Raw genomic sequence first — 9,055 nt, 5'->3', positions numbered from 1 at the left:
GGGTACGCAGCTGCCAGGTGTGCGGGTCGTAGAAGTCCAGCCGCTGGAGTTCCTCGGCGACGACGATCGCGTACTTCCCGTCCGGGGTGAAATACATGTTGTACGGGTCGGCGATGGGGATGTTCGGTCCTTTGATTTTCCCGGTGGTCGGGTCGATCGGGGTGAGGCTGTTATCCAGGTCGTTGGTCACGTACAACGTTGACAGATCCCAGGACGGGACGACGTGCTGCGGATTACGACCGGTCACGAAATGGTCGATCACCTTGAAGGTCGCCGGGTCGATCACGTCCACGGTATCGCTGTCGCTGTTCGGGACGTAGACGAGCTTCCTGGCCCCGCGGACAGCCGGGCTGAGCTGGTTCGCCCCGGCGGCGGCGTACACATTCACCGGCTGCGCCCCACCGCTGCCCCCCGCGGACACCGGCGGCGACACCGGCTGCCCATTCACCGATACCTGAGCTCGTATCGGCATCGATTTTGAGGTATGCCTGCACGGACCAGATCCCTCGCAGGCCCCCACCACAGCGGCGCACAAAGCAACTAGGGCCGCCAGGCGCATCGCTCGAGGCAGTCGGGGATCCTTATTCGTCCACACAACCATGCTCCGAGTTCCGACAAGCCCGGCGGCAACGAGCGTAGTGGCGTTTGAACATATGATACCCGGCGGGCCCGCACACCACACGTCCCACGACCGGCGAAGCCATAGTTACCTGTACCCGTTTTCCAACCCAAAATCTTCCATGAAACTCCCGATCTCGGTATTTCGGTGCACGCGCCTTGGATCTTGAGTTGCACTGTTACGCAGCGTCGTTCTCTCATGCCAGTCGGATGGTGTGGATTTCCGCTGGAGTCGGCTGGTCGGGGCGTGTGACCTGATATTTAGCGGCGGTCAGCACCCACCGAAGTTTACTGATCATGTCTGCGGTGAAGGGGGTGTTCTTCGTGGTGTACCAGGGGGCTCGGTGGCGGTGGTCGGCGACGTTGTCCGGGGCGTGGCCGGCGGTGATGTACCACAGGAGAGCGGGGGTCTGGCAGGTCAGTGATCATGCTGGCTTGCGCCGGCATGATCACTGACCTGTGTATTCTCGTCGGACCAGGCGCCGCGCAGGACCTTGCCGTCGATCGCGAGGGCGAGTTGCTCGCCCCGCTTCCGCGTCGCCTGCGCGAACAGCCAAGTACCGAAGGCGACGTCCAAGGCGTCCACGTCGATCGTCTTCAGAAGCAGACGGACCGTCTTTTCGGAGGGCGCCCGATGGATCCCGAGGAAACTGTCGAAGGGCGCTCCCAGACAGGCGAGTAGCGGCTGCGGCAGGTCCGCGATTCTGCCGCCAAGTTCGCGCAGGCATTTCGCGCCTGTCAGCGTCGCGACAAGTATCACCGCTAGGACGAACGATAGGCTGTAGATTCTTCCCCGTGGATCGCGGGGATCGGGAACACGATCCAGCATCGTGAGCAGGCTGGAAATGTCGCACCGCTCTGGATCGAACGGATCGGTGGACATGTCAGGGGCAGGCTGGCATGATGGCACGCGGTGGCCTTCTGTTTTTGCGGACAATGTGGGTTGGCGCTTTCATTGTCCGAGCAGGAGGCCACTTCCGTCACAACGCGGGTGCGAGGCTCCGTCAAAACAAGGCCGTGGCACGCCCGCACCGCTCGAGCGCTCTTCCCGAACCGGCCTGGGAACGTCAGTGTGAGACCCGGCGTCCGTCGCCGTAGCCGGTTCGACTCTCGCCCAGCGCGGTCCCCGCAGGACCCGGCTGCCACGCGCGGGCCTCACGAGCAGCCAGCAGGTTCACTACAATCAGCTATCGATCATGACGGCGTGCTACCTCGCCGAGGCCCTGCATAATATCCCTGACGGAAAACGCCGAGTTTCCGGCACATGTAGTCGATGGGGAACGTGTTCACGCCGTCGGCGGAAGCAGGCTTCCTCGGAGCATGGAGCGAGATGAACTCGAACTTTACTTCCGCTCGCTCGCGAAGAAGCTCGCCGCTTTTTTAGGAAGGCGATGTCCGTCTGTGCCTGCGCGTACTTCTTCCGGAGCTCCTCAAGCTCCGCGCGCTCCGACACCGACAGCGGCCGCTCCTCGGCCTCGCCGTCATCCTTCGCCTTCTTCACCCAGCTTCCCAACGTGGTCTCGTTAATACCCAGACTCTTCGCGACATCGGCCACCGACCGGCCCGAGTCGAGCACCAACCTTACCGCCTCGGCCTTGTACTCCTGAGTGAATTTCCGGCGAGCTGACCCCATGAGCATCCTTCCCTATGAACAGTGAACCTCAAGTTCGCTGTCCACGGAAGCGGGATCGGTCCACTACCGGCTGCGCAGCTACCTATTCTGCGAGCTGTGCGGGCGACGGATGTACGGGCGAACCCCCCGCGGCGACAGCTACTACGTCTGCGCACCGAAGCCGGGCTACACCGCCGAAGGCCATCCCGGCAACATGGCCATCTGGGTGCGCGAGAAGGCGCTTGTGGCCGGGGTCAACGCGTTCCTCGCCGAGCGCGTGTTCGGCCAGTACCGCGCGGACCTCCTGGCGACGCATCTGAAGATGGCCGACTCGGTCGAGCGGCACGACCGCGAACGCCAGATCGCCGCGCTCCGCAAGGCGATCAGCGACAGCGAGGTGAAGAGTAAGCGCCTCATCCGCAATCTTGAGATGACGGACGAGCCGGACCAGGACATGATCCGAGACATCAACGAACGTCGAGCGGAGCTCCGCGCCGAGCGTGACGATCTCCGGCAGTGGCTTGAGGCTCTCGAGGAGCAGGCCGTCCAGGCAGCGAACCCCGACCTGTTGTACTCGCTGCCGGTTGGCCCGGTGGACCTTGACACCCTGCCCGACGAGCTGTCCCGCCGTCTGTTCGAGGCGTTGCGCCTGGAGATCCAGTACAACCGCAGGACCAACATCGCGAGATGCCGGATCACTCTGGTCGGCGAGACCATACCCGCGGCCCACCGCGCCAGTGCTGACGCGGTCGGGTCACCCGCAGCCGGCAAGATCGAGAGAGGGGGTGTGGCTATGATCACAAGACAAGATCAAAAGATCATGCAACATTCTGTACTGTGCCCCCAACGGGGTTCGCAACAGACCCGTGCAGGACTGACCAGCGGTTCGGCGTCAGGGCGGCTTGTCGTCGAGGGCAATTTTAAGCTTCCCGTGCGTGGAGGCGCCCGATGAGCGGGCCGGGCGGTCGTGGCGGCGACGGGACGGGGAACGCCGACGCCCGGTTCGCCAAGGCGTTCGCCGCGGGCCGCGAGATGGGCGACGAGGAAGGCGTCCGCTGCGCGCTCGACCTCCAGGCTCCCTCGCCGAAGCGGCCTTCGCCGCTGTCGAGCCGCGAGCAGGAAGTCGCGAAGCTCGTCGCCCGGGGGCTGGCCAGCCGTGAGATCGCGGCCACGCTGGTCGTTTCCCGGCGCACCGTCGAAACCTACATCCAGAATATCCTGGGCAAACTGGACTTCGGTAACCGCGCCCAGATCGCCGCATGGGTAGCGCGCCGGAAGTGATCAGCGGACCGCGTGTTCGTCCGCGCTTCAGCCGCTGGGAAGCGACTGGCCGGCACCTCACATCACGAGAAGCCCCGATTCGATGGCCCGAACGACGGCCAGCGTCCGATTCGGGCAGTTGAGCTTGGCCAAGATGATGCCGACCGTGCGTTTGACCCCGTGTTCGGAGATGCTCAGCGATCGAGCGACCTGCCGGTTGCTCAGCCCCTCGGCGATCAGGCGCAGTACCTGGTTTTCCCGGGCCGTCAGTGCAATCATCGACGCGTGCTTCGAGGTAATGCCATCACCGGCTTGGTCGGGTGCCGTCACGGATCGTCGCACCAGGGTCGCCGACACATGGAATCGTCCGGCTTCCACGTCGACGATCGCTTCGCGCAGGGTCTCGGGGTGGAGATCCGCCCAGTCCAGGAAGCCCTTCGCGTGATCGACCCAGGATTGCTCGACGACGTCCGCCGAATCCACCATGATCAGGATATGTACGTTGTGGCGGCGCAGCCTTTCGGCGATCTCGTCGGGTAGGGGCTCCAAAGCATTGCTGGACGAAATAATCAGCTGGCCGTTGTAGAACGTGGAGATATCCCCGATATCTGCGCCGAATCGCGCTGTCATCCGGATGTCGAGTGAACGAAGCATTCCCTCGATGCTATATCGGCGAATGTCGTCTTCGATTATCAGCATGATCTGGAAATTGGTATCGAGGGTGCAGGTTGGCATCGCGATCTCGTTTTGCAACGGGGATCGCCCGCCCCGCGGGGAAGCTCTTCTGTCACGCATGTCAGGTATCATCGTGGTATCGATTCCTTGCTATACCCCGAATACAACTGCCACTTGTTCCTGTCATTCCATCCCCCACTTGGCCCAGCTGACGTATGGACGCCTACCTGCTTGAACCGTTTTGCCGCGTCGAGTCCTGAATATTTGACTTTATCGACCAGCATGGCACGGGCTGTGGGAATTGTCCACCCCGATCTGGCAGGTATTTAGTGGCCGCCAACTTGGGTGTGTCCGCTCAGCGGGAGCTCGGTGTAAAGCATCGGGTAAGTGCCGGTCTTGCGGCCGCCCCGGGTGCGCAGGAGCTGCGTTTCGCGTGGTCACCGAGCCGGGGCTGCAGGACGCGGTGCGACGGCCCGTCGGAGGGCATGGAATCCGCTCGGTCGCAACCCTCATGCGGCCATGAAATTTCTCGCATCGCCAGTCCGCCGGAGGCATAAAATCGTCCGGTTCGCAAATACGGCAGAGACATACAATCGGAACTTGACACTCTCGTGGTGTTTACCTATGGTCGCTCGGGTTCCCGTCGATCGACAGCCGAAGGTGCCCATGACCGCGCCTCCAACGCTGCCGAAATTCAGGCAGCAGTTGATTCTTGCGGTCCTCATGTTGTGTTCGTTGCTGATCTGGCTGGACAATACCGTCCTGAGTGCTGCGCTGGAGACCCTTGCCGACCCGGTCCGTGGACTGGGGGCCAATCCCGGAGAGCTGCAATGGGCGACCGGTTCGTACACCCTGGCCTTCGCCACATTGATGTTCACTGCAGGCGCCTTGGGCGATCGGTTCGGTCACCGGACTGTGTCTTCCGGTGGGTTGGTGATCTTCGCCGGGTCTTCGCTGTGGGCGGCGTACGCGAGCGATGCGGGACAGCTGATTGCAGCTCGAGCTGCCATGGGGGTGGGCAGCGCACTGGTCACGCCCGCCATGTTGGCCATCCTCATGTGGACCTTCACCGGCCCCGCGCGGGCGGCCGCGATCGGCATCTTCTCGACATCGGCCGGTGTCGGAATGGCCGTCGGCCCGGTACTGGCGGGGTTCCTGCTCGATCATTTCTGGTGGGGCTCGGTCTTCCTGATCAATGTCCCGGTCGCGGCACTGACGCTGGCCGGGCTCGCCGCGCTGGTTCCGAACTTCCGCAGCCCGACTTGGCGGCCACTGGACCCCGCCGGGATGTTGCTCTCGATCGGCGGGCTCGTGGCGTTGGCCTACGGGCTGATCCGCGCGGGGCAGGTGGCGGTGTGGAGTCGTACCGATGTCTGGGCGCCGATCGTTGCCGGTCTGCTTCTGCTGGCCGTTTTCGTCCTCGTCGAACTGCGGGTCAAGGTGCCCGGCTTCGATCCGCGGCTGCTCGCGCAACGCACGTTCGGTGGCGGCAACGCGGCGCTCGGATTGCTGCTCTTCGCGGTGGCCGCCATCACCTTCTACAACGCGTTCTACCTGCAGGGCGCGCTCGGGTTTTCGCCGATGAAGGCGGGGCTGGCCAACATCCCGACCGCGGTCGGCGCGCTCGCGGGGGCGCCCCTTGCCTCGCGCCTGGTTCGCCGCCTGTCGGTGCGCGTCGTCACCGTGCCGGCCCTGACCGTGGCTGCCCTGACCATGGGCGGGTACGTGTTCCTCGGACTGCAAACCCCGCTCGCGTGGATCGAGATCCTGTTGTTGGTCCAGGGTCTCTCGATCGGCATGGTGATCGGCCCCGTGACGGCCGTATTGATCGGCAACCTGCCGCTGGAACAGGCCGGTGCGGGATCGGCCGTCACCAACACCGTGCGGCAAACCGGCAGTGTTATCGGGATCGCAGTAGGCGGCACGATCCTGTCGATCACGTACCGGCGTGCGATCGAGCCTTCGCTGGCGGGTGCTCCCGGTCCGGTGCAGGATCAGGCACGAGTTTCTGCCGAACAGGCCCGCCACGCCGCCGCCGCTGTCCACCAGCCGGTTCTTGCTCGGGCTGCCGATGATGCGTTCATCCATGCCATGCACGTCGGCGCGGGCTGGATCGCGATCAGCGCACTCCTCGGAGCGGCTGTGCTGCTGATCACCTTGCCTGCTGCCGGGAAGCAGAACGGTCCGATAGCGGAGCCGGACCACGAAGAGGCCGGCAACGCCGAGGCCGCTCCGGTGCTACCAAGTGTGGCGGGGGCGGATCAGTGACGCCGGTGTCCGGGCAAGCCGGCCTGCCGGTGCCGGTCGACGCCGCGTCGAAGGGTGTGCCGTCGGATACCCATACCGTGGTCGCCGTTGCGGACGGCCCTCCTGGCGTCCGGGGCGACAGTCAAGCCACCTACCTGCTCGACCGTCATATGTTCGCCCTGTGGACTTGGTCCTCCCGCGCGGCGGGGGCCGCCCCGCCCGTCGGTGACGTCGAGACGCTTGCCTTGGTGGTCCCGGCGCCGGACCTTTCCAAGTTTGAGGTGGCCGACATCGACTGCGTGCTGACCGAGCCGGACAAGCTCGCCGGCGCGCTCCTCGACTCGCCCGGCCGGTCGGTCGATGCGTGGCGGGCGCGGATCGCGGGCGGCGATGTGCCCCTGCCGATCGCCGGGCATGCCGTTCCCGATGCCACGGGTACCGCCGTGACGTCTGCGGAGTATGCCGTGGCCGTCTTCCGGCACACCACTGCTGTCGCGGCCGAACTGCGCACAGCACTGACCGCCGAGCTGCGGCCCTACCAAATCCGCGGGGTGAGCTGGCTGCGCGAGGCTGTCGACGCACACGGTGGTGCGGTGCTTGCCGACGAGATGGGGCTCGGCAAGACGCTGCAGGCCATCGGCTATCTCGTCGGGCGCGCCGATGAGGGGCCACAGGTGGTGGTGTGTCCCACGTCGCTGGTCGGGAACTGGGCACACGAGATCGCGCGGTTCGCCCCTGATCTGCGGACGGTGATCTGGCGTGGCGGGCCACTGGCGGCGATGGATGACAGGACGGTGGTGCTCACCGGCTATCCGACGCTACGTATACACAGCCCTGTCCTCACGGAGCAGCAGTGGGCCACGGCGGTTTTCGACGAGGCCCAGATGTTGAAGAACCCCCGCACGCAAGTATCGAAGGCCGCGCGAACGATCGCGGCCGACGCGAAGATCGCGTTGACCGGAACGCCCGTTGAGAACCGCCTCGAGGAACTGTGGGCACTGCTCAATCTGGTCGCACCGCAGCTGTTCGGGCACAAGACGCAGTTCCGCCGTCGCTTCATCCGGCCGATCGCGGACGGCTCCCTCGCTGCCGCTGCCCGGCTGCGTGGGGTGATCGAGCCCGTCGTGCTGATGCGGAAGAAGTCCCAGGTTGCCGGGTCACTCCCACCCAAGATCCACGCCGACCTGATCTGCGACCTCACCGAAGAACAGCAGCAACTGTACGACCGAGTGCTGGAGCGGGCGATCGAGGACGGCTTCGGCAGCGGCGCACAGCGCCAGGTCCGGGTGCTGGCCGCTTTGACCGCGCTCAAGCAGGTCTGCAACCACCCGAGCCTGGTCACCGACGACCCGGATGAATCCGACGACCCCGATGAACTGTCGGGGAGGTCGGGGAAGCTCGACCTGTGCACCGACATCGTGGCCAACAACCTCGAAACCGATTCGCCGACACTCGTTTTCACCCAGTATCGGAAGACCGGTGAGCTGCTCGTGCGGCATTTCGGCGAGCAGTTCCGGGTGTCCGTCCCGTTCTTCCACGGCGGGTTGAACCAGGAACAGCGGGCCGACATCGTCCGCCGTTTCCAGGCCGACCATGGTCCGAAAGTGCTGGTGCTCAGCCTGAAGGCCGGGGGTACCGGGCTCACTCTCACCCGCGCAGCCGACGTCATCCACTTCGACCGGTGGTGGAACCCGGCCGTGGAAGCGCAGGCATCCGATCGAGTTCACCGGATCGGTCAAACCCGCACCGTGACCGTCACCACTTTGACCACCAATACCACCGTCGAGGAGCACATCGCGGCCATGCATTCACGCAAGTCCGCGCTATCCTATATCGCCGATATGTCTGATTTCGCCGAATTGGCCCGGCTGGATGACGACCACCTCATCACGACGCTGCGCCGGAAGCGAGACCGCTGACATGCCGGACGACGATTTCGGTTACACGGCGTGGGGGCGGGACTGGGTCCGGCTCGCCCAGCCATTGCGCCAGACGCTGCCCAATCCGCGGTTGCCAAGCGCCCGCAAGCTGGCGCGCCTCGGTGGGGTGCAGGTCACGATCGACGGCCGCATCGTGCGCGGCGTTGTCCAGCGTGGCCGCACCACTTTGGTGGCCTGCATCGAGGTGGCGCCGATGTCCCTGGAGACGGTCATGGGGATCACCGGCCAGCTGCGCGGCGCTCGGCCCATCCTCACCGACGAGGTGCACCGCGCGATCACCGAGGCGGGCCACCCGCCCACACCGGTACTCGCCGGCGTCGACTGCTCCTGTTCGGACGGCACCGGGCGGTGTATCCACGTGCTGGCCGTCTACTACGAAATGGCACGACGCGTCGACGACGACCCTCGAATCGCGCTCGATGTCCAGGACTTCTTCAGCGTCTCGCCGGGTAGCACCCGAGTGCCCACCGCGGCATTGCCGCAGCGGTGGACCGCGCTCAACGCGCTTGACCCGGCCGACTACTTCACGGTGTCAGAGTAGTCGTACTCACACGACGTGCATACGGCGGTAAAAGCGGGCCTTCTCCGATGAAAACGCTGGTCATCCCTGAAGGGGCGGGGCCGGTCAAGGCGACGCTGGGATCTGTTTTGGCTGGTTGTGGGACCCTGCTGGTTTATTCAGGCGGCGAGAGTGCGGTCGAGG

Annotated in this window: 9 protein-coding genes; 5 read left to right on the top strand and 4 right to left on the bottom strand. The window is 64.9% G+C overall.

Annotated features, from left to right (window positions below; all coding sequences use genetic code 11):
- From CV1CTNOD_RS07920 to CV1CTNOD_RS07910, 3 genes are all read right to left on the bottom strand, one after another.
- Positions 1-448, bottom strand: a 448-nt coding sequence (locus tag CV1CTNOD_RS07920; RefSeq protein WP_242606476.1) for a YncE family protein, incomplete at its 3' end; no start/stop codon positions are given.
- A gap of 588 nt (positions 449-1,036) precedes the next feature.
- Positions 1,037-1,501 carry a transposase family protein gene (locus CV1CTNOD_RS07915; protein WP_131785498.1) on the bottom strand — a complete coding sequence of 155 codons (465 nt, stop codon included), beginning with the start codon at positions 1,499-1,501 and terminating at the stop codon, positions 1,037-1,039.
- 324 nt (positions 1,502-1,825) lie between these two features.
- The gene (locus tag CV1CTNOD_RS07910) at positions 1,826-2,251 is read right to left on the bottom strand and encodes a transposase (protein WP_242606475.1); all 426 of its coding nucleotides are present in this window, start codon (positions 2,249-2,251) and stop codon (positions 1,826-1,828) included.
- Positions 2,252-2,360: 109 nt separating this feature from the next.
- Between CV1CTNOD_RS07910 and CV1CTNOD_RS07905 the strand changes: the two genes are divergently transcribed.
- Positions 2,361-3,182, top strand: a complete 822-nt coding sequence (locus CV1CTNOD_RS07905) for a hypothetical protein (protein WP_131785497.1) — start codon at positions 2,361-2,363, stop codon at positions 3,180-3,182.
- Complete coding sequence (locus CV1CTNOD_RS07900; protein ID WP_131785496.1) at positions 3,179-3,511, top strand: response regulator transcription factor; 333 nt, start codon at positions 3,179-3,181, stop codon at positions 3,509-3,511. Before CV1CTNOD_RS07905 ends, CV1CTNOD_RS07900 begins: the two co-directional genes overlap by 4 nt.
- Before the next feature lie 57 nt (positions 3,512-3,568).
- On the opposite strand, the gene CV1CTNOD_RS07895 is transcribed toward CV1CTNOD_RS07900, so the two are convergent.
- Complete coding sequence (locus CV1CTNOD_RS07895) at positions 3,569-4,225, bottom strand: helix-turn-helix transcriptional regulator (RefSeq protein ID WP_165485376.1); 657 nt, start codon at positions 4,223-4,225, stop codon at positions 3,569-3,571.
- A 606-nt stretch (positions 4,226-4,831) separates the two neighbouring features.
- Between CV1CTNOD_RS07895 and CV1CTNOD_RS07890 the strand changes: the two genes are divergently transcribed.
- The 3 genes from CV1CTNOD_RS07890 (at position 4,832) to CV1CTNOD_RS07880 (ending at position 8,893) form a co-directional block, all read left to right on the top strand.
- Positions 4,832-6,433 carry an MFS transporter gene (locus CV1CTNOD_RS07890; RefSeq protein WP_207386262.1) on the top strand — a complete coding sequence of 534 codons (1,602 nt, stop codon included), beginning with the start codon at positions 4,832-4,834 and terminating at the stop codon, positions 6,431-6,433.
- A 149-nt stretch (positions 6,434-6,582) separates the two neighbouring features.
- Positions 6,583-8,331, top strand: a complete 1,749-nt coding sequence (locus CV1CTNOD_RS07885; RefSeq protein ID WP_131785500.1) for an SNF2-related protein — start codon at positions 6,583-6,585, stop codon at positions 8,329-8,331.
- 1 nt (position 8,332) lies between these two features.
- Positions 8,333-8,893: a hypothetical protein gene (locus CV1CTNOD_RS07880; RefSeq protein WP_131785494.1), complete on the top strand. Its 561-nt coding sequence runs from the start codon at positions 8,333-8,335 to the stop codon at positions 8,891-8,893.
- The last annotated feature ends 162 nt before the right edge of the window (positions 8,894-9,055 follow it).

This window comes from Protofrankia symbiont of Coriaria ruscifolia (genome assembly GCF_900634745.1).
GTDB classification, from domain to species: Bacteria; Actinomycetota; Actinomycetes; order Frankiales; family Frankiaceae; genus Protofrankia; species Protofrankia californiensis.
Note: the sequence above shows the minus strand (reverse complement) of the source record. Positions and strands in the feature narration are given on the sequence as shown.

What these genes read in the sequence shown, in the direction of transcription:
- CV1CTNOD_RS07915 (WP_131785498.1), bottom strand. Translation starts at nt 1,501, where the DNA reads ATGTCCACCGATCCGTTCGATCCAGAGCGGTGCGACATTTCCAGCCTG.
- CV1CTNOD_RS07910 (WP_242606475.1), bottom strand. Translation starts at nt 2,251, where the DNA reads ATGGGGTCAGCTCGCCGGAAATTCACTCAGGAGTACAAGGCCGAGGCG.
- CV1CTNOD_RS07905 (WP_131785497.1), top strand. Translation starts at nt 2,361, where the DNA reads ATGTACGGGCGAACCCCCCGCGGCGACAGCTACTACGTCTGCGCACCG.
- CV1CTNOD_RS07900 (WP_131785496.1), top strand. Translation starts at nt 3,179, where the DNA reads ATGAGCGGGCCGGGCGGTCGTGGCGGCGACGGGACGGGGAACGCCGAC.
- CV1CTNOD_RS07895 (WP_165485376.1), bottom strand. Translation starts at nt 4,225, where the DNA reads ATGCCAACCTGCACCCTCGATACCAATTTCCAGATCATGCTGATAATC.
- CV1CTNOD_RS07890 (WP_207386262.1), top strand. Translation starts at nt 4,832, where the DNA reads ATGACCGCGCCTCCAACGCTGCCGAAATTCAGGCAGCAGTTGATTCTT.
- CV1CTNOD_RS07885 (WP_131785500.1), top strand. Translation starts at nt 6,583, where the DNA reads ATGTTCGCCCTGTGGACTTGGTCCTCCCGCGCGGCGGGGGCCGCCCCG.
- CV1CTNOD_RS07880 (WP_131785494.1), top strand. Translation starts at nt 8,333, where the DNA reads ATGCCGGACGACGATTTCGGTTACACGGCGTGGGGGCGGGACTGGGTC.